This window comes from Lysobacter helvus (assembly GCF_018406645.1).
GTDB lineage: Bacteria > Pseudomonadota > Gammaproteobacteria > Xanthomonadales > Xanthomonadaceae > Noviluteimonas > Noviluteimonas caseinilytica.
This window is the reverse complement of the sequence record NZ_AP024546.1, coordinates 1,410,037-1,428,806: the sequence shown is the minus strand read 5'-3', so window position 1 is coordinate 1,428,806 and position 18,770 is coordinate 1,410,037. Positions and strand designations below refer to the sequence as shown.

At 68.3% G+C, this 18,770-nt stretch carries 19 protein-coding genes; 3 read left to right on the top strand and 16 right to left on the bottom strand.

Going from position 1 to position 18,770, the window contains the following annotated elements; genetic code table 11:
- Window positions 1-95: 95 nt before the first annotated feature.
- The 12 genes from LYSHEL_RS06965 to LYSHEL_RS06910 form a co-directional block, all read right to left on the bottom strand.
- Window positions 96-710 carry a lysophospholipid acyltransferase family protein gene (locus LYSHEL_RS06965; RefSeq protein ID WP_213437058.1) on the bottom strand — a complete coding sequence of 205 codons (615 nt, stop codon included), beginning with the start codon at window positions 708-710 and terminating at the stop codon, window positions 96-98.
- Between the two features lie 28 nt (window positions 711-738).
- Window positions 739-1,158: an alternative ribosome rescue aminoacyl-tRNA hydrolase ArfB gene (gene arfB, locus LYSHEL_RS06960; RefSeq protein ID WP_213437056.1), complete on the bottom strand. Its 420-nt coding sequence runs from the start codon at window positions 1,156-1,158 to the stop codon at window positions 739-741.
- A 27-nt stretch (window positions 1,159-1,185) separates the two neighbouring features.
- A complete protein-coding gene (locus LYSHEL_RS06955) occupies window positions 1,186-1,884 on the bottom strand; it encodes a pseudouridine synthase (RefSeq protein WP_244858696.1) in 699 nt (232 codons plus the stop codon).
- A 52-nt stretch (window positions 1,885-1,936) separates the two neighbouring features.
- Window positions 1,937-2,281 carry an endonuclease domain-containing protein gene (locus LYSHEL_RS06950; RefSeq protein WP_213437052.1) on the bottom strand — a complete coding sequence of 115 codons (345 nt, stop codon included), beginning with the start codon at window positions 2,279-2,281 and terminating at the stop codon, window positions 1,937-1,939.
- 123 nt (window positions 2,282-2,404) lie between these two features.
- Window positions 2,405-4,075 carry a ubiquinone biosynthesis regulatory protein kinase UbiB gene (gene ubiB / locus LYSHEL_RS06945; RefSeq protein ID WP_213437050.1) on the bottom strand — a complete coding sequence of 557 codons (1,671 nt, stop codon included), beginning with the start codon at window positions 4,073-4,075 and terminating at the stop codon, window positions 2,405-2,407.
- Entirely contained in the window at window positions 4,072-4,716 is a 645-nt protein-coding gene (locus tag LYSHEL_RS06940) for a ubiquinone biosynthesis accessory factor UbiJ (RefSeq protein ID WP_213437048.1), read from the bottom strand. Before LYSHEL_RS06940 ends, ubiB begins: the two co-directional genes overlap by 4 nt.
- A gap of 38 nt (window positions 4,717-4,754) precedes the next feature.
- Window positions 4,755-5,747: a 2-alkyl-3-oxoalkanoate reductase gene (gene oleD / locus LYSHEL_RS06935; RefSeq protein WP_213437046.1), complete on the bottom strand. Its 993-nt coding sequence runs from the start codon at window positions 5,745-5,747 to the stop codon at window positions 4,755-4,757.
- Window positions 5,744-7,399 (bottom strand): olefin beta-lactone synthetase, encoded by a 1,656-nt coding sequence (gene oleC / locus LYSHEL_RS06930; RefSeq protein ID WP_213437044.1) that lies wholly within the window; start codon window positions 7,397-7,399, stop codon window positions 5,744-5,746. The genes oleD and oleC overlap by 4 nt, the downstream gene beginning before the upstream one ends.
- Before the next feature lie 3 nt (window positions 7,400-7,402).
- Window positions 7,403-8,308, bottom strand: a complete 906-nt coding sequence (locus LYSHEL_RS06925; protein WP_407075166.1) for an alpha/beta fold hydrolase — start codon at window positions 8,306-8,308, stop codon at window positions 7,403-7,405.
- Window positions 8,302-9,318 (bottom strand): 3-oxoacyl-ACP synthase III, encoded by a 1,017-nt coding sequence (locus LYSHEL_RS06920; protein ID WP_213437042.1) that lies wholly within the window; start codon window positions 9,316-9,318, stop codon window positions 8,302-8,304. The genes LYSHEL_RS06925 and LYSHEL_RS06920 overlap by 7 nt, the downstream gene beginning before the upstream one ends.
- A 198-nt stretch (window positions 9,319-9,516) precedes the next feature.
- Complete coding sequence (locus LYSHEL_RS06915) at window positions 9,517-9,822, bottom strand: DUF4156 domain-containing protein (protein ID WP_213437040.1); 306 nt, start codon at window positions 9,820-9,822, stop codon at window positions 9,517-9,519.
- Between the two features lie 2 nt (window positions 9,823-9,824).
- Window positions 9,825-12,728, bottom strand: a complete 2,904-nt coding sequence (locus LYSHEL_RS06910) for a M16 family metallopeptidase (protein ID WP_407075178.1) — start codon at window positions 12,726-12,728, stop codon at window positions 9,825-9,827.
- A gap of 112 nt (window positions 12,729-12,840) precedes the next feature.
- Here LYSHEL_RS06910 and LYSHEL_RS06905 point away from each other — a divergent pair, with 112 nt between their 5' ends.
- The 3 genes from LYSHEL_RS06905 (at window position 12,841) to LYSHEL_RS06895 (ending at window position 14,394) form a co-directional block, all read left to right on the top strand.
- The gene (locus tag LYSHEL_RS06905; RefSeq protein ID WP_213437036.1) at window positions 12,841-13,551 is read left to right on the top strand and encodes an SDR family oxidoreductase; all 711 of its coding nucleotides are present in this window, start codon (window positions 12,841-12,843) and stop codon (window positions 13,549-13,551) included.
- Window positions 13,552-13,686: 135 nt separating this feature from the next.
- Window positions 13,687-13,905 carry a hypothetical protein gene (locus LYSHEL_RS06900; RefSeq protein ID WP_213437035.1) on the top strand — a complete coding sequence of 73 codons (219 nt, stop codon included), beginning with the start codon at window positions 13,687-13,689 and terminating at the stop codon, window positions 13,903-13,905.
- A 24-nt stretch (window positions 13,906-13,929) separates the two neighbouring features.
- On the top strand, window positions 13,930-14,394 hold the full coding sequence (locus LYSHEL_RS06895) for a tRNA (cytidine(34)-2'-O)-methyltransferase (protein ID WP_213437033.1): 465 nt from the start codon (window positions 13,930-13,932) through the stop codon (window positions 14,392-14,394).
- A gap of 6 nt (window positions 14,395-14,400) precedes the next feature.
- On the opposite strand, the gene otsA is transcribed toward LYSHEL_RS06895, so the two are convergent.
- The 4 genes from otsA to LYSHEL_RS06875 all read right to left on the bottom strand — a co-directional run bounded on the left by otsA (window position 14,401) and on the right by LYSHEL_RS06875 (window position 18,747).
- Window positions 14,401-15,768 carry an alpha,alpha-trehalose-phosphate synthase (UDP-forming) gene (otsA, locus tag LYSHEL_RS06890; RefSeq protein ID WP_213437031.1) on the bottom strand — a complete coding sequence of 456 codons (1,368 nt, stop codon included), beginning with the start codon at window positions 15,766-15,768 and terminating at the stop codon, window positions 14,401-14,403.
- Window positions 15,769-15,775: 7 nt separating this feature from the next.
- Window positions 15,776-17,560 (bottom strand): glycoside hydrolase family 15 protein, encoded by a 1,785-nt coding sequence (locus LYSHEL_RS06885; protein ID WP_213437029.1) that lies wholly within the window; start codon window positions 17,558-17,560, stop codon window positions 15,776-15,778.
- The gene (otsB, locus tag LYSHEL_RS06880) at window positions 17,557-18,351 is read right to left on the bottom strand and encodes a trehalose-phosphatase (RefSeq protein ID WP_213437027.1); all 795 of its coding nucleotides are present in this window, start codon (window positions 18,349-18,351) and stop codon (window positions 17,557-17,559) included. The genes LYSHEL_RS06885 and otsB overlap by 4 nt, the downstream gene beginning before the upstream one ends.
- 63 nt (window positions 18,352-18,414) lie before the next feature.
- Entirely contained in the window at window positions 18,415-18,747 is a 333-nt protein-coding gene (locus LYSHEL_RS06875; RefSeq protein ID WP_213437020.1) for a hypothetical protein, read from the bottom strand.
- Window positions 18,748-18,770: the final 23 nt, after the last annotated feature.

Genomic DNA, 18,770 nt, shown 5'->3' with positions numbered 1-18,770 from the left:
AGAGCTGATGACGCTGCGTCACGCGATGTGACGCCTTTCTCACTTCTGACGCAATAGCTGTGCCAATCCGGCCGACGACCGGAAAGTTTTTCTGCTCAGGCGGTTCCGTGGTGCTTGCCCTGCCACGGGCGGTACCAGGCGCGGATGCGGGCGATGTCCGCAGACATGTCGGAAGTGAGGTGAAATACGGGCCCAATCCCGATGATGCGGTCCGGATAGTGGAAGTACGCCGGCAATACCGGCACGTTCGCAGCCTTGGCGATCTTCCAGAAGCCGGTCTTCCAGCGCTCGACCGGTTTGCGCGTCCCTTCCGGCGCCAGGCCGAACCAGAACTGCCCAGCTTGGGTAATCAGTGACGCCGCCTGCTCGACGACCCCATGCGCGGCACTCCGGTCCACCGCGATCACGCCGAGCCGGCGGAGGATCGGGCCGAGCGGCCACCAGAACAGCTGGTGCTTCCCGAGGATCTTGATGTCCAGGCCGAGCGCCAGCTTCGCGCCGAAGCCCCACACCCCGTCCCAGTTGGACGAATGCGGCGCGCCGATCAGCACGACGCGCGGCAGGTCGGGGAATTCGCCGACCATGCGCCAGCCGCCGAGCCGCAGCAGGGTGCGGCCGAACCAGCGACCGAACGCATTCGGCCGCACGCGCGGTGCGTTGGGCGGCAACGGCAGGATGTAGCCGGCCTCGTCTGGTTTGGGTGTCGCCATCCCCGTCCTTGTGTCGTGTCCTGCCGCGTCAGTCCCAGGTCCTGACCGTGCGTCCGCGCTTGATCGTACCGCTGCGTTTCTTTTCGTCCAGCCTGCGCTGCTTCGAGGCGCGCGTGGGCTTGGTGGCCACCCGCGCCTTCGGCACGTGGAGCCCCGCGACGATGAAGGCCACCAGGCGATCGCGCGCGTCTTCGCGATTGCGGTCCTGCGTGCGGAAGCGCTGGGCGTTGAGCACCAGCACGCCCTCGTCGGTCAGGCGCCGGTCGCGCCGCGCCAGCAGGCGCGCACGCAGGGGCTCGGGCAACGACGGCGAGCCCGCGACATCGAAGCGCAGTTCCACCGCGGTGGCCACCTTGTTGACGTTCTGTCCGCCCGGGCCCGACGCACGCACGAAGCGTTCGGTCAGTTCTTCGTCGGGGATGGACAGGTCGGGGGCGATCTCGAGCATGGCGGGACTTTAGCAGCGGGCCCGCGATCAGCGGATGTCGGGAAACGCCGCGCCGTCGAACAGCGCCCGCGCCTTCGCGAACTCCGCATCCAGCGGCGCACGCACTTCGATGCGCTCGCCGCTGGCCGGATGCGCGAACGCCAGGCGCTCGGCGTGCAGCAGCATGCGATGGATGCCGAGCATGCGGAACGCGCGGTTGTGGCGCCCGTCGCCGTGGCTCGTGTCGCCGATCAGGTGATGCGAGAGGTGCTTGAGGTGGCGGCGGATCTGGCGGAAGCGGCCCGTGAGCGGCGTGGCGCGCAGGAGCGCGTAGCGTGACGTCGGGAAGCCTGCGGACGGGAAGTTGAGTTCGCACGTGGCGAGGCGCTCGAACTCAGTGACCGCTGGTTTCTTGACCGGTTTGCCGGGGCCGCCGTCGAGGTCGTGGTCGACGGTGAACCGTTCCTCCGGCCAGCCGCGGCAGACCGCGAGGTAATCCTTTTCGACATCGCGCGCCATCAGCGTCTTGCCGAGCGTGGACGCCGTCTCGCGATCGAAGGCGAGCAGCAGGCAGCCGCTGGTCGCCCGATCGAGGCGATGCACGAGGAAGATGGGGCGGCCGAATTGCTCGCGCAGCCGATCGGCCGCGAAGTCGGTTTCGCCGCGCGCGAGCGCGGAGTCGTGGACCATCAGCCCGGCGGGTTTGTCGACGACGCCGAGGAAATCGTCGACGAACAGAACGCGCAACGCTTCTGCCCCCTCCCCTGCGCCAGCAGGGGAGGGTTGGGGAGGGGCGCTCTCACCGAGCTCGTTCATCACACACCTTCAGGATCACTTCGAGCACCGCATTCGTCTGCTTCATCGCATCGTTGTCCCAGAACCGCAGCACACGATAGCCCTTCTCCTCGATCTTCCTCGTCCGCGCCGCATCGTAGGCAACGGCCTCCGCATGCTGGCCGCCGTCGAGTTCGATCGCGATGTGCGCTTCGACGCACGCGAAGTCCACGATGAAGCCGGCGATCGGGAACTGGCGGCGGAACTTGTAACCGCCGAGGTTGCGTCGTCGCAGGTAACGCCACACGTGGCGCTCGGCGAGGGTCGAATTGTTGCGGAGGGCGCGGGCTCGCTTCCAGATGGTGCGCATGTCGATCCTTCGACGGTGGGGTCGAGGGAGCGTGTTGTGCGCGAACGTTGCGTTGAAGCCGAACGGTCTGCGGAGTCGGTTGACCCCTCCCCAACCCTCCCCTGCTTTCGCAGGGAGGGAGCTTTATTTACGACGCGGCCACGCGGCGAGCAGCGCCCACGCCCCACCCAGTCCCGCGATCCACACCGACGCTGGCAACCCGAAGAACCGCGGGCCGCCGGCTTCCAGGCTGTACATCACCGCAGCGGCGATCAGCAGGCCCGTGCCCAGGATCGCGGAGATGACGCGCCGCTGTGCGCCGCGGATCATCTGCGTGAGGTCGCGGATGTCCTGCGACTGCATCTTCAGCGAATGCCCGCCTTCCACCTGCTGCGTCAGCCAGCTGTGCAACAGGCGCGGCATGTCCGGCGCGCGCGTCACCATTTCCGGCAGGCGCTTGCGGAACTCGGTGAGCAGCTGCTGCGGGCTGTAGCGATCGAGCAGGATGCGCTCGAGCACGGGGCGCGCGACCGCCCAGATGTCGATGTCCGGATCCAGCTGCCGGCCGACGCCCTCGATGTTCAGCAGCGTCTTCTGCAACAGAATCAACTGCGGCTGCAGCGTGAGTTCGTAACGCTGCGCGGTGCGGAACAGCTTGATCAGCACCTCGGCCAGCGAGATCTCCGACAGCGGCCGCGTGAAGTACGGCTCGCACACCGAACGCGCCGCGGCTTCCAGCTCGTCGATGCGGATGTGCGACGGCATCCAGCCGGCCTGCACGTGCAGCTCGGCGATGCGGCGGTAATCGCGGTTGAAGATCGCCATGAAATTCTCCGCGAGGTAGTACTGATCCTCGCTGGAGAGCTGGCCCATGATGCCGAAGTCGAGCGCGATGAACTTCGGGTCCTGCTGGCGCTGCGCATCCACCCAGATGTTGCCGGCGTGCGCATCGGCGTGGAAGAAGTTGTCGCGGAACACCTGCTGGTAGAACACGCGCACGCCCTTCGCGGCGAGCGCCTTGCGATCGATGCCGGCGGCATCGAGCGCGGCGATGTCGTCGCTCGGGATGCCGTGCACGCGCTCCATCGTCAGCGCGCGCTGCGCGGTGTGCGACCAGATCGGCTCGGGCACGTACAGGTCGTTGGAGCCCTGCCAGAAGCGACGCAGCACGGAGGCGTTCGCGGCTTCGCGCTGCAGGTCGAGTTCGGCGGCCAGCGTGTTCTCGATCTCCGCGACGATCTCGCGCGGGCGGATCTTGTCGGCGGACGGATGCGTGCGATCCACCAGCGCGGCAATCGACTTCAGCAGCGCGATGTCGCCCGCGATCTGCTTCTCGATGCCTGGGCGCAGCACCTTCACCACGACCTCGCGCGGCGGCTGGTCGCCCACCGGGTGCATCTGCGCCGCGTGCACCTGCGCGATGGACGCGGATGCGAGCGGCGTGGTGTCGAACGAGGCGAAGGCCACATCGATCGGCTGGCCCAGCGCTTCTTCGACCAGCACGCGCGCCGTGTTGCCGTCGAACGGCGCGACGCGATCCTGCAGCAGCGTGAGTTCGATCGCGATGTCGGGCGGCACCAGGTCGCGGCGCGTCGACAGGATCTGCCCGAACTTCACGAAGATCGGCCCGAGCTCCTGCAACGCCAGGCGCAGGCGCGCACCGCGCGATTGCGCGGCCACTTCGGCCGACGCGCTCGGCACGAACGGGCGCATCAGGCGCAGCCAGCGTTCGGCGGGCGTGTCGTCGAGGAGATCATCGAGGCGGTAACGCACCAGCACGCGGCCGATGCGCGCGGCGCGCAGCACCGGCGTCATGCGGCGCTCCCGCGACGCAGGCGTTGCACGCGCGCGGCGAGGCGTTCGACGTCGTCGCGCACCGCGTCGACGTCGTCGAAGAACGCGTGCAGTTCATCCTTCGCCACCACGTCGCGCGATTCCTCGGTCAGGTATTCGGCCGTGCTGCCCGCGAAGCCCGCACCGGCGGATTTCGCTTCGCGCAACGCGGCGCCGAACGCCTTGGCGACCTGCACGCCGACGACATCGCCGAACACGGTGGTGAAGGGTTGCTGCCAATCCGGATCGAAGCGTTCGGCCAGGCGCTGCAGGCGACGCGCGAGGTCGGCGTCGCCGGACACGCGCACGCGGCCCACGGGCGGCGCGTCGTCGCGCTTGAAGAACGGAAGCTGCGAGACCAGGCCGCCGAGCGTGGCGCGGATGCCGAGGTCGGGTTCGTTCGCATCGTCGACCGGGCCGACGCGGAGGTGTTCGCCGTCGACGGTGACCTGCAACGCGAGCGGCGGTGCTTCGATCGCGAGCGCGACGCGGCGGCCGTCCAGTGCGCGCAACGACGCGCGCGTGTCCGGGTCGAGCGCGAGCGCGCGGTCGAGCGCCATCTCGAGCGCGCGGCCGGCGTGGCGGCGCCAGTTCAACGGGGAGCGGTCGGGGGTCGCGGTCATGGCCGGGGATTCTAGACGGTCTGCCCCCGACGCCAGGGTCAAGGCCGGTTCGCTTCGGCGAGGCGCCGCAAGCCTTCCTCGATCGACACGCCGGGCACGTAGCCGAAGTCGTCCGTCGCCGGTCCCATGTCGTACCAGTGCGTCGTGCTCAGCTGCTCGGCGAGGAAACGCGTGATCGGCGGCTCGCCGCGCAGGGGCAGCGCGGTCCACAGGCCTTCGCACACCGCGCCGATCGCGAACGCGGCGCGGAACGGCAGGTGCTTCGTCACGGGCGGCGCGCCGACGGCACCGAGCAGCGCGTTGACGATCTCGCGCACGGGCCGCGGATCGCCGTTGCTGATGAAGTACGCACGGCCCGCGCAGGCGGCGCCCGGCACGAGATGGTGGAACGCATCGACGTGCGCCTGCGCGGCGTTGTCGATGTACGTGGTGTCGATGAGGTTGTCGCCGCTGCCCACCAGGCGGAGGCGACCGGCGCGTGCGCGCTGCGCCAGGCGCGGCAGCAACTGGTTGTCGCCCGGGCCCCAGATCAGGCGCGGACGCAAGGCGATGGTGGCCAGCGTGGCGTCGTTCGCCGCGAGCACTTCCTGTTCGGCGATCAGCTTGGTCGTCGCATAGGGCGCCTTGAACCCGCTGCCGTACGGCACGCTGTCGGCGGTGCCGCCTTCCACCGGATGCGTCGCGCGATGCGTGACGCTCGGCGTGGACGTGTACACGAGACGCGCGATGCCATGCGCGCGGCACGCGGCCAGCACGTTGCGCGTGCCGAGCACGTTGGCGCGGAAGTAGTCGTCGTACGGACCCCACGCGCCGGCCTTCGCGGCGTTGTGGAAGATCGCGCCGATGCCTTGCGTGGCGGCCAGCACGGCGTCGCGATCGGCGAGGTCGCCCTGGTGTTGTTCGACGCCCAGCGCATCGAGTGCGGCGTAATGGCCACGATTGAAGCTGGCGACTTCGAAGCCGCGCTCCACCAGGTTGCGGCACAGCGCCTGGCCGAGGAAGCCGCCTCCACCGGTGACGAGGATCTTCATGGCGCGGGCATCTTGCGCTTCGCCAGTTCGCGTGTCGCCCACACGGCGAGTTTTTCGCGGCCGATCTTGGCGTTGTGGCGGATGTCGACGGGGAAGCCGGGGTGGCGCAGGAAATACCGGATCTTCGCGGTGTGGACATGGCCATCGGCGAGATGGCGCAGCCTGTCCTGGACATCGAAGACACCGGTGCTGATGTGGTTCGTTTCCTCGTAGCAGAGGACCGGCACTTGCGCGCCCTTCGGACCGACACCGACCAGTGCGCTACGCACGACCCATGGATGCGTGTTGAAGATTGGCTCGACCTGCTCGGTGCACAGCGTCGTCAGGTCATCGACGATCACGCGCTGCGTCTTCCGCCCGCAGAACCACAGGCGACCGTCCCCATCGATCCAGCCGAGATCGCCCATGCGATGCACGATGCGTTCGCTGCCATCCGCGAGACGTTCGCGGATCTTCGCGAGCGCGGTCGCAGCATCGCGACGGAAATACGAATCGGTGGCCGACGGCCCGGCGACGGTGATCTCGCCCACCTGTCCCGGCGAAACACACAGCGCGTCCGACCACTCGGCGATCGCGTTGTCGTCGATGCGGATGATGCGGACGTCGTTCGGCGGCACGGGACGGCCGACGCAGGTGCCGGCGCCACGCTCGGTGGCTTCGCGGGTGCCCTGCAGCTCGCGCCCTTCGATCACGCTGACGGGCAGGCATTCAGTGGCGCCGTACGGCGTCCAGAGTTGCGCATCACCGGGCAACAGCGCACGCATCTTCGCGACAACATCCGGCGGCACCGGCGCACCCGCCGATGTCACGCGCTTCACCGTCGGCATCGCCACGCCATGACGCGCAAGCACCGCCACCAACGCAGGCGAGCCGAACAACTGCGTCACGCCGAAGCGCTCGATCGCCGCCAGCAGCTTGCGCGGATCCGCTTTCGCGGGCCGCGTGGGATCCATGTCGGGAATGATCGAAGTGACGCCGAGCGCCGGATCGAACAACGCGAACGGCGGGAACGTCGGCAAGTCCACGCCACCGGGCGCGAGGCCGAACGCTTCGCGCAACATGTCGATCTGGGCGGCGAAGTGGCGATGGCGATACACCACGCCCTTCGGCACGCCGGTGGAGCCGCTGGTGAACAGGATCGCGGCGACATCGTCGGGTTGCGTGTCGGCGAGTTGCGGGCCGGCATTCGCGCCGTCGCGTTCGACGTCCGCAAGCGTCGCGTCCGCGAAGAACGCGCGCGATCCCGTGGTGATGCGGATGTACGCCGAGCGTGCCCAGCGCAACACCACGCGCGCCACATGCGCCAGCGGGATGCCGATGAAGGCATCCGGCGCGGCTTCGTCGAGGCATTGCTTCAGCGCGCGCTTGTCGATGCCCGGATCCACCAGCACCGGCACGGCGCCCGCCTTGAACAGCGCGAACATCAGCAGGAAGAACTCCGGCGTCGGCCGCACCATCACCACGGTGCGCGTGCCGCGCACGATGCCGCGCAGGGCCAGACCCGCGGCGATCGCATCGCTGCGGGCGTCGAGCTGCGCGTAAGTGATCGCGGTTGCGTAGCGGCCATCGCGGCCCGGGCAACGCATCGCCACCTGGTCGCCGCGTTCGCGGGCCAGGCGCGGGAGGGCGGCGGCGATGTTGGAATCGCGCATGGCTCAGGCCAGCAGCGCGTGGCGATCCAGGAAGGCGCGGATCGCCGGCACCAGCACGGCGTGCTTGTCTTCCAGCACGTAGTGGTTGGCGTCGTCGAATGCGTGCGTCTCCGCCTGTGGCCACGCGCGGCGGAATGCATCGAGGCAATGGCCGTCGAACACGAAATCGCGCAGGCCCCAGCCGAGGAACGCGGGCCGGTCGGCGAACGTCGGCAACGCGCGACCCGCCGCATCGACCAACGCCCACGCCGGATCGCCTTCGCGCAGCGGAATGTCCTGCACGAAGCGCAGCGTGGCGATGCGGTTGCGCCAGGTGTCGTACGGCGCGACATACGCGCGGCGCACGGCGTCGGGCATGCGGCGTTCGACGCCCACATGCGAGGCGATGCCGGAGAACGCATTGAACCCGCGGATCATCAGCGCGCCGAGCTTCGAATCGCGCCCGAGCGACAACTGCCACGGCATCGGCTTGGCTTCGGGCAGCGGGAACATCGCGGTGTTGAGCACCACCCAGCGCCGCACGCGGGCGGGATGCGCCATCGCCCAGCCCATGCCGATCATGCCGCCCCAGTCGTGCACGACCAGCGTGACCGGGCCATCGATGCCGAGCGTGTCGAGCAGCGTGGCCAGGTCATCGACGCGCGACTGCAACGTGTAGCGATACGCCGCATCGTCCGGCTTGTCGCTCAGGCCCATGCCGACATGGTCGGGCACGATCACGCGATAGCGATCGCGCAGGCCGGTGACAAGGTGGCGCCAGTAATAGCTCCACGACGGATTGCCGTGGAGCATGACGACGACTTCGCCGTCGCGCGGGCCTTCGTCGAGGTACGACAGTTCGATGCCCGGGCGGATCGCGATCCGCTTCGGTTCGAACGGGTAGTCGGGCAGCGCTTGCGCGTTTACCAAACGACTTCGGCCATCGAGCAGTTGAGGCCCGAGCCGATGCCGAGCAACGCGATGCGGTTGCCCTTCTTCAGGCGGCCCATTTCGCGCAGCTTGGACAACACGATCGGCACCGAGGCCGGGCCGATGTTGCCGTGCTCGTTGAAGATGGTGAGCACTTTCTTCGGGTTGATGCCGAAGGCCTTCACGAACGCGGCGGTGTGCACCTGGCTGACCTGGTGGATGACGAACTCGTCCATCTCCTCGGCCACCCAGCCCAGCGCCAGGCGCGCGGCGATCCAGGTCTTCTGCGCGAGCTTCAGGCCTTCGATCAGCAGCATGCGGGTGTCGGTGACCATGCGGTCCAGGTTGCCGCGGCACAGCTTGTTCCACTCGGTGGCCGCGCGCGTCACGCCGCCCTTGTAGCGCGGGGCGCCCGGGGCGAGTTCGGCACGCGCGAGCACCATCGCGGCGGCGCCGGACCCCAGCGTCAGCGTGGCGAGTTCGTTCTTGAATTCTTCTTCCGTCGTTTCCACGCGCAGCAGGCGCTCGAGCGTCTTCTCGTACGCCAGGTCGGCGGTTTCGCCGTCGACGACCAGCGCGTAGTCGATCTCGCCGCGCTCGATCATGCGGCTGGCGATGTCCATGCCGTTGAGGAACGCCAGGCACGCGTTGGCCACGTCGAAGTTCTGGCACATGTCGGACAGGCCGAGGTTGCCGCTGACGATCGACGCCGTGGACGGCTCGAGGAAGTCGCGGCTCACCGACGTGTTGACCAGCAGGCCCACCTTGTCGGGATCGATGCCGGCATCGGCCAGCGCCTTCACCGCCGCGAGCGTCGCCGCGTCGGAGGCCTGCATGCCTTCATCCCACAAGCGTCGCGCATGGATTCCCGCCACGTCCTGCAGCACGTCGGTCTTGATGCCGAGGCGATCCAGCGTGGGCTTGAGGCGCGCGTTGATTTCGTCCGAGCTCAAGCGGCGCGGCGCGTCGATATGAGCGAGGCCGGCAATGGCGACGTGTTGGAACAACATGATGGGGGACTGCCTGCGAAGTGACGGATCCCGCGAGCGGGGGCCGAAGCGGCCGGGCCCGGGGGCGCGACAGGATACCGGCTTCACCGCCGCCGCACAGGTCTTGAAAATGGAAACGGGTCCCGCAGGACCCGTGGATTCATGAAGATGTGGACGATCCCGCTGTTCAGGCGGGCCGGAATGTCCGCTTCCGGTGGCTCAACGGCACTTCCACGCGGCGTAGCGCTGCGAACCTTCCTTGGGCGGCGCCAGCGGCTGCACCGTGTTGGCGCCGAGGCCCGGGGCCTCGTTGCGGGCCAGCGTTTCCAGTTCTTCCTGCACGCGCAGTGCGTTCCGGTCGTAGAAGGCGACGCTGTCCTTCACGGACACCTCGACTTCGCCGCGGTTCTGGCAACCGGCCGGCGGGCCGGTCACCACTTTGACCGCGCTCGCACCCGGGGCCATGTGGACCCAGGTGCAGGACGACAGCACGACGGCGAGCACGAGCCCGATCGCGGGACGCATCATCACTTCGTGCCGTTGGCGGCGGGCGCCTTCGCCGGTGCGACGGCGGCGCGCGTCACCGGCTTGCCGTCGGCGTCGATGATGGAGACCTGGCCGAGGTCGAGCTTGCGCACCTTCTGCTCGATCTGCGACAGGTCGCCGACGATCACCCACGTCAGCGCCTTCGGCTTGATGATTTCCGTCGCCGCGGCGCGCACCGCGTCGTCGGTCTGCGCTTCGGTGCGGGCCTTCAGCGTGGACACGTAGTCGTCGGGACGCCCGTACAGCGCGTTGCTGGTCAGCGCCGAGAGCACCGCGCTCGCGGTTTCGTAGCTGCCCGGCAGGCCGCGCACGTCGTTGGCCTTGATCTTGGCGATCTCGTCCGTCGACAGCGGGCGCTTGCCGATCACGTCGTTCACTTCCATGCGAATTTCGTTCGCCGACTCGGCGGTCTTGTCGGTCTGCACCGGCGCGTAAAGCATGTACGGGCGCTGGCCGAGGGCGTCGCGATAGAAGCTGTACGCGCCGTAGGCCCAGTGCTTGTTCTCGCGCAGGTTCATGTTGAGGCGCGCGGTGAACGCACCACCGAACGCGCCGTTCATCGTCTGGATTTCCAGGTCGTTCGGCACGGTGGTGGGCGGTGCGAGCAGGCCGGCGAGGATCAGCGACTGCTGCGCACCGGGCTTGTCGACCAGGAACACGCGCGGCGCGGTCTGCTCGGCGACCTTCGGCAGCGTCTTGGTGCCCTTGGCCACCGACGGCGCCTTCCAGTCACCGAAGGCCGCGTCGAGCTGCTTGGTGATTTCCGCGAGCGTGGTGTCGCCGGCGACGAAGATGCGCACGTTGTCCGGGCGCAGCCACGCGGCCTGCCAGCCGCGCATGTCGGTGGTGGTGAGCGCCTGGATGTCGGCTTCGGTGCCGCTGCCGGTGAACGGGATCGCGTACGGATGGCCCGCGCCGTACAGCAGCGGCGGCAGCGTGCGCAGCGCGAGGCTGGTGGGCTGCGTCTTTTCCTGCGCGATGCCGGCCAGCCACTGCGCGCGGATGCGTTCGACGTCCGCATCGCGGAACGCCGGGTTGCGCACGACGTCGGAGAACAGCGCCAGCGACGGCGCGAGTTCGGCCTTCAGCACGTTGGCCGACGCGCTGCAGCTGTCGAGGTTGCAGCCGGTGGAGAGGTTCATGCCGAGGCGTTCGCGACGCTGCGCGATCTCGACCGAATCCAGCGACTGCGTGCCTTCATCCAGCATCGCCGAGGTGAAGCTGGCGGTGCCGAGCTTGCGGCCGGCATCGCTGGCGTAACCGCCGTCGAACTGCAGCGTGATGCCTACGGTCGGGACCGTGTGGCGTTCGGCAAGCACGACTTCGATGCCGTTCTTCAGCTTGCCGCGCTGGACCTGCGGGAACTTGATGTCGGGGAAGCTGGTGACTTCGGGCACGCCCTTGCTGCGATCGACGGTGCCGGGCGTCGCCTTGAGCGAGGCGGTGGACGTCCCGGGGATGTCGGCGGGCTTGTCCTTGCTGGCGGGCAGGCCGGCGACGTCTTCGATCTTCGGCGCTTCCTTCACCGGCACGACGGTGAGCGTGTAATCGCCCTGCGACAGCCACTTCTTCGCGGCGGCCTGCACGTCGGCGGGCGTGGCTTCCTGGTTCCAGGCGTAGAGCTTCTTCCACGCATCCGGGCTGCCGAGGTACAGCGCGCTTTCGCCCAGGCGCGAGGCCTTGCCGAGGGCGCGCTCGAGGCCGCGGATGGTGCCGGCGCGATCCTGCGCCTGCAGGCGCGCGAGTTCGTCCTGCGTCGGGCCTTCCGCGAGGAAGCGCTGCCATTCTTCGGCGATCGCGGCCTCGACTTTCTTCGGATCCACGCCCTGCTTGACATCGGCGGTGAGCACGAACTGGCTGGCGAGCTCGAACGGCGTGACATCCACCTGCACGTCGTCGACCAGCTTGTCCTTGTAGACGAGGCGCTGGTACAGGCGCGAGGTCTTGCCGCCGCCCATCACGCCGGCCGCGTGGTAGAGCATCACGAAGTCGCGCTGGTCGCGCGCCGGGATGTTCCATTCGCGATAGATACGCGTCTGCGCGACCGTGTCTTCCATCTGGTCGCGCGTGGACGTGGTGCGCGGTGCGACCCACTGCGCCTGGCGTGCGACGGCCGGTCCCGGTGCGATGTCGCCGAAGTACTGCTGCACCTTCGCCTTCGCGGTGGCGGCATCGATGTCGCCGCTGAGCACGAGCACGGTGTTGGCCGCGCCGTAGTACGTGCGGAACCACGTCTTCACGTCATCGAGCGAGGCGGCGTTGAGGTCCGCCATCGAGCCGATGGTGTCGTGGTGGTAGGGATGGTTGGCCGGGAAGGTCTGGGCCAGCATGCGTTCGTCGACGCGGCCGTAGGGTTCGTTCTCGCCCTGGCGCTTTTCGTTCTGCACCACGCCGCGCTGTTCGTCGAGCGTGGCCTGGTCGATCGCGCCGAGCAGGTGGCCCATGCGGTCGGATTCCATCCAAAGCGCCATGTCGAGGGCGGTGGTGGGCACCGTTTCGAAGTACATCGTGCGGTCGAGCCAGGTGTTGCCGTTGATGTCCGACACGCCGGCCATTTCGAACGGGCCGAAGTACTCGCCCTTGTGGTTCTCCGAGCCGTTGAACATCAGGTGCTCGAACAGGTGCGCGAAGCCCGTGCGACCGGTCGGCTCGTCCTTCGAACCCACGTGGTACCAGATGGCCACCGACACCACCGGCGCCTTGCGGTCGGTGTGCACGATCACGCGCAGGCCGTTGGAGAGGGTGAACGCCTCGTACGGGATGTCCAGCTCTGCCTTGGGCGACGCGGCGTGCGCGATCGAAGGCACGAAAGCGGTGCCGCCGATGGCGAAGGACAGCGCGAGCGACAGCGCACACGTGGCCAGGGCGGAATGCGGCCTGCGGATCGGGTTCATTCGGTGGAAGCTCCGGGTCGTTTGACCGGCGATCCTAGCCCGCCGCCGCGGTGGATACACTAGGTCGGACGGCACACCCGCCGCGGTCGCAAGGAACGCAGGCATGGCAAGCGCCCCGAAGCACAGCCTGGTCACCGGCGCCAACCGCGGATTGGGGCTCGCCTTCACGCGGCAACTGCTCGCGCGTGGAGATCGCGTCGTCGCCACTGCCCGCCACCCCGGCAAGGCCACCGCGCTCAACACGCTCGCGGGCGAATACCCGGGCCGCCTGCACGTGCTGCCCCTCGACGTGGCCACCGACAAATCGCGAGACGAACTCGCGCGCGAACTCCCGCTGGTCCTCGACGGCGCACCGATCGACTTGCTCGTGAACAACGCCGGCGTGCTGCATTCCGGCGAACGCTGGGGAAAGCTGGATCCGGCGATCCTCGAAGACAGCCTGCGCGTGAACGCGATCGGCCCGCTGCTGCTGGTGCAGGCGCTCGCGTCGCTGCTCGCCGACGGCGCGACGGTGGCCAACATTTCCACGCAGATGGCCAGCCTCGCCACGCGCACGGAATTCCGCTCGCCGAGTTATTCGATGAGCAAGGCCGCGCAGAACATGGCCACCGTGCAACTCGCGCTGGCACTCGCATCGCGCAACATCCTGGTGGTGGCGCTCAGTCCCGGATGGGTGCGCACCGACATGGGCGGCACCGGTGGCGAGATCTCGCCGGAGGAATCGGCAGCCGGGTTGCTGCAGGTGATCGGCGGCTTGAAGGCCAAGGACAGCGGCCGCTTCCTCGACTGGCGCGGCGAGCAGATGGCCTGGTAACCACGTCCGGACGTCCGCGGACACGCGAACGTCGCACCGTCATTCCTTGCGAATCAATGCGTTAGGCATTGGCACGTTCCGTGCGTGAGTACTGGTCAACCAAGTGCTCCGTCCGGCACGCCAAGGAGGTCTCCCATGTCGATGCACACCCAACTGCTCCGCGGCCTGCTGGCGCTACCCGTCGCCGCGCTGCTCCTCGCCGCCGGCGTCGCTGCCCGGGATCCGGGCGAACCGGCCACCGCGCAGGCCGAAGCGAACGCCACCGCGACCGCCGCCGCCCTGCCCCGCGTCGATTTCCATTCGATGATCCCGGGCGCGCTGCACATCGTGCGCAAGGTGAAGCTGGAAGGTTGAGCGGCTTGTGTCGATGATGGCGGCATGTTCGATGTCGTCCTCTTCCAGCCCGAGATCCCGCCCAACACCGGCAACGCGATCCGCTTGTGCGCCAACACCGGGGCGCGCCTGCACCTGGTCCGGCCGTTGGGCTTCACGCTCGAGGATGCGCAGCTGCGACGCGCCGGCCTCGACTACCACGAATACGCGACGCTGCAGGTCCACGATTCGCTCGATGCAGCGCTCGCCGCGATCGCACCCCAACGCCTCTTCGCACTGAGCACCCGCGGCAGCGTGCGCTTCGATACGCCGTCCTACACGCAAGGCGATGCGTTTCTCTTCGGGCCCGAGACGCGCGGCTTGCCGGACGATGTGCTCTCGCATGTCCCGGAATCGCAGCGCCTGCGCCTGCCGATGCGGCCGGGCAATCGCAGCCTCAACCTGTCCAATGCGATCGCGGTGGTCGTGTTCGAAGCGTGGCGCCAGCAGGGCTTCAACGGCGGCGCATGACGCGGCTCAGGCCGCGAGCGCCTCAAGGAATTTCCGCCGCCACAACGTGATGTCGTGTTTCTGCAGGCGCTTGTGCAGCGCGTGCCAGCGTTCCTTGCGTTCATCCATCGGCATGGCGTGCGCCTGCGCGAGGGCGTCGGCGACGCCGTCGAGGTCGTACGGATTCACGATGAGGGCTTCGTGCATCTCCGCCGCCGCGCCGGCGAAGCGCGACAGCACGAGCACGCCGGGCTTCTCCGGATCCTGCGACGCCACGAACTCCTTCGCCACCAGGTTCATGCCATCGCGCAACGGCGTGACCAGGCCGATGTCCGCGCTGCGATAGAAGCCCGTGAGCACGCCGTGCGAGAAATCGCGGTTGACGTAGCGCACCGGCGTCCATTCCGGCGCGGCGTGGCGGCCGTTGATGTGGCCGGCCAGGCCTTCCAGTTCGCGGCGCAACGCCTGGTATTCCGGCACTTCGACGCGCGAGACGGGCGCGAGCTGCAGGTAGGTGATTTGCCCGTGTAGTTCGGGATAACTCTCCAGCAAGCGTTCGAAGGCGCGGAAGCGATCCGGCAAGCCCTTCGAGTAATCGAGCCGGTCCACGCCGATCGCGAGCACGCGGCTGCCGAGGCTGTCCCGCAGGCGCTGCACCGATGCGCGCGACACGGCAGCGGCGGCCTGGCGCGCGATCATCCCGGTGTCGATGCTGATCGGGAATGCGCCGGCGCGGAATTCGCGCCCGTCCTGCATGCGCAACCGACCATCGGCGTACACCTTGCCGCCGCGATACAGGCGCACGTAGCTCTGGAAGCGGTCCAGGTCGCGCTCGGTCTGGAAGCCGACGAGGTCATACGCGGCCAGCGACGAAAACAATTGTTCGTGGTTCGGCATCGCCGCCAGCAGGTCCGACGACGGCATCGGCACGTGCAGGAAGAAGCCGATGCGATTGGCGACGCCGAGTTCGCGCAGGCGCTGGGCGAGCGGAATCATGTGGTAGTCGTGCACCCACACCACGTCGTCCGGGCGCAATTGCTTCGCCAGCTTCTCGGCGAACAGCGAATTCACGCGGCGATAGTCGTCGTAGGTATCGCGCCGGTAGTCCACCAGGTCGAGGCGGAAGTGCAGCAGCGGCCAGAGCGTGCGGTTGGAGAAGCCGTTGTAGTAGCCGTCGAAATCTTCGTACGACAGGTCCATCGTCGCGTACGTGGTGTTGCCGTCCTTGATCTCGTGCATGCGGCCCGAGGGTTCGTCGCGCACGCGCTTGCCGCTCCAGCCGAACCACAGCCCGCCGAATTCCTTCAGCGCCGCGCGCATCGCCACCGCGAGCCCGCCGGCACGCTGTTCGTGCGGCAACGCGACGCGATTGGAGACGATGACGAGGCGACTCATGCGCGACTCACGTGGCGTCCTGCCACGGGCGCGACAGGTGCATCGCAGCGCTGATCAGGCCCACGTGCGAATACGTCTGCGGGAAGTTGCCCCACGCCTCGCCATCTTCGAAGCCCAGGTCTTCCGACAGCAGGCCCAGCGGATTGCGCCGCGCGAGCACGGTTTCGAACAACGCGCGCGCTTCGTCATGGCGGCCGATCGCGGCGAGCGCTTCGACGTACCAGAACGTGCAGATGGTGAAGCTGGTTTCCGGTGCGCCGAAGTCGTCCGGCGCGATGTAGCGATACAGGCCGTGGCCGCGGCGCAGGCCCTTGCCGATCGCCTCCACCGTGGCGATGTAGCGCGGATCCTTCGCTTCGATGAAACCCGTGTCCGCGAGCAGCAGCAGGCTCGCATCGAGGCGATCGCCGCCAAAGGCATCGACGAAGTGGCCGAGCTCGGCATTCCACGCCGCTTCCATCACCTTGGCGCGGATGCGATCCGCGCGCCCGCGCCAATGCTGCACGCGCTCGACCAGGCCGAAGCGCGCCGCGACTTTCGCCAGGCGATCGCACGCGGCCCAGCACATCACCGACGAATACGTGTGCACGGACGCGCGTCCGCGGAATTCCCACAGGCCCGCATCCGGCTGGTCGTGCATGCGCCAGGCCTGTTCGCCCAGCGGCTCCAGGCGCGCGAACGTCGCCGCATCGCCCGGATGTTGCAGGCGCTGGTCGAAGAACAACTGCGTCGAGGCGAGCATGACGCTGCCGTACACATCGTGCTGCACCTGCTTCCACGCCAGGTTGCCGACGCGCACGGGGCCCATGCCGCGATAGCCCGCCAGGCCTTCGGCTTCGTCTTCGTGCAGTTGCGCTTCGAAGCCGATGCCGAACACCGGCTGGATGTCCGCGGGTTCGGCGGTGACGATGTTGAAGATGTAGCGGATGTACTCCTCCATCGTCGCCGTCGCGCCGAGCCGGTTGAGCGCGCGCACGACGAACGCCGCATCGCGCAGCCAGCAGTAGCGGTAATCCCAGTTGCGCGTGGTGTGCGGCGCTTCGGGGATGGACGTGGTCATCGCCGCGATGATCGCGCCGGTGTCCTCGTACTGGCACAGCTTCAGCGTGATGGCGCTGCGGATCACGGCCTCCTGCCATTCCAGCGGGATCGACAGGTAACGCACCCATTCGCGCCAGTAGTTCGTCGTGCGCTCTTCGGCGTCGCGGACGAACGCGCCGATCGGCTGCGTCAGCGTTTCATCAGGGCCGAGCACGAAGTGCAGTTCGCGATCGAGCACGAAGGGCAGTTCGTCGCGCAGCAGGCGCAGCGACAGGTCGGTGGTGAGGCGCAGCACGTGGCCGGGCAACAGCCAGCGCATGTGGTTGCTGCCCCACGTGCGTTCGGGTTCGCGCGCGCCCCAGTCGGCGAGCGGTTGCAGGCGCACGCGGATGCGCGGCGAACCGGCGAGCGGACGCACGCGGCGGAACAGGCCGACCGGGCGATAGAGGCGATCGTAATGCCGCCAGCGCGGTGCGAAGTCGGTGATCTCCAGCGCGCCGCCGTGGCGGTCGTGCAGCACCGTGATGAGGATGGCGGTGTTCGGGAGATAGCGTTGTTCGGTGTGCGCCTGGTCTTCGAGCTCGATCTCCCACGCACCGCCCGGGCGCTTGGGCGAGAGCAGCGAACAGAACGCAGGATCGCCATCGAACGCGGGCAGGCAGCACCACACGACGCTGCCGTCGGGATCGATCAGGGCGCCGAACGTGCCGTTGCCGATGACGCCGAGATCGAGGCTGGCCTGGCGCGTCATGCGTGCACTCCTGTGGCGGTGGCGGTGGCGAGCGCATGCAACCAGGCACGCACCGCGGTGGGATTGGCCAACTGCCAGCGCGCGACGCTGGCATCGCGATCGCCGACGAGGATGCTGATGCCGTCGCGCGCGTTGACGACGGCGAAGGCGTGTTCGTCGGTCAGGTCGTCGCCGACGAACACCGGGCGGCGACCGCGGAACGGGGCTTGCTGCAGGAACGCTTCCACCGCGGTGCCCTTGTCGGCGGATTCGCCGCCGGGACGCAGTTCGAGCACGTGGTCGCCGGCCTGCACGCGATACTCCGGCAGCAATCGCAACGCCGCTGCAGCGAATGCACGGAAGGCATCCTGCGCTTCCGGTGCGGCGCGCCAATGCAGCGCGAGGTTCGGTCCCTTGCGTTCGGCGACGGCACCGGGGAACGCCACGGCGACGTGTTGCGCTTCTGCATGCACGGCATCGAGTGCGTCGGGCGCGGGCGGTGGCGCGAAGTACGCGCCGCCCGCTTCACGGCGTTCGAGTCCGTGCAGGCCAGCAGCTGGCACTTGTCGCAATGCACCGAGCACATCGTCGATCGCATCGATCGCGCGCCCGCTCACCAAGGCAACGGCGCCATCGAGCGCAACGTGGAGCGTGGCGATGTCGCGCTGCAATCCCTCGGGCGTCACGACGCCATTGGGATCCAGCGCGAAATCGAGCAGCGAGCCATCGACGTCGAGGAACAACGCCCATGTATCGGTCCATCCAGGCGCGGGCGGCGGCGGCGATGGACGCGGGCGTTCACTCGTTTCCATCCGATCGATTGTGCTCACGCCGTCGTGAGCATCGGGTGGACGGCGCGTCAACGCGCGCCGTGCTCAATCGCTGAGATGGCGATCGTCCATCGCGGTGTCGTCGGAACTGGAGAAGCCGCTGCCTTGCTGGTCGTGGCCGCTGCGCACCGCTTCGCCGGGAATGCCCATGCCGTCGGGATCCTCGTCGTGGATCGCCTTGGCGGACTTGCCATGGCCCTCGGCGGCCGGATCGACGCTGCCGGTGCCGCGGTTGGTGATGGACGGCATGTCGTGCAGCAGCACCTGGTCGCGGCGATCGATGTGCACGTCTTCGTCGCGCGGCCGCGTTTCGACGCGCGGGTCGCGGCGTTCGAGTTCGCCGTCGGCGGGGAGCTTGGTCGGAATATCGCGTGGCATGGGCGTCTCCCTGCGGGCTGGTG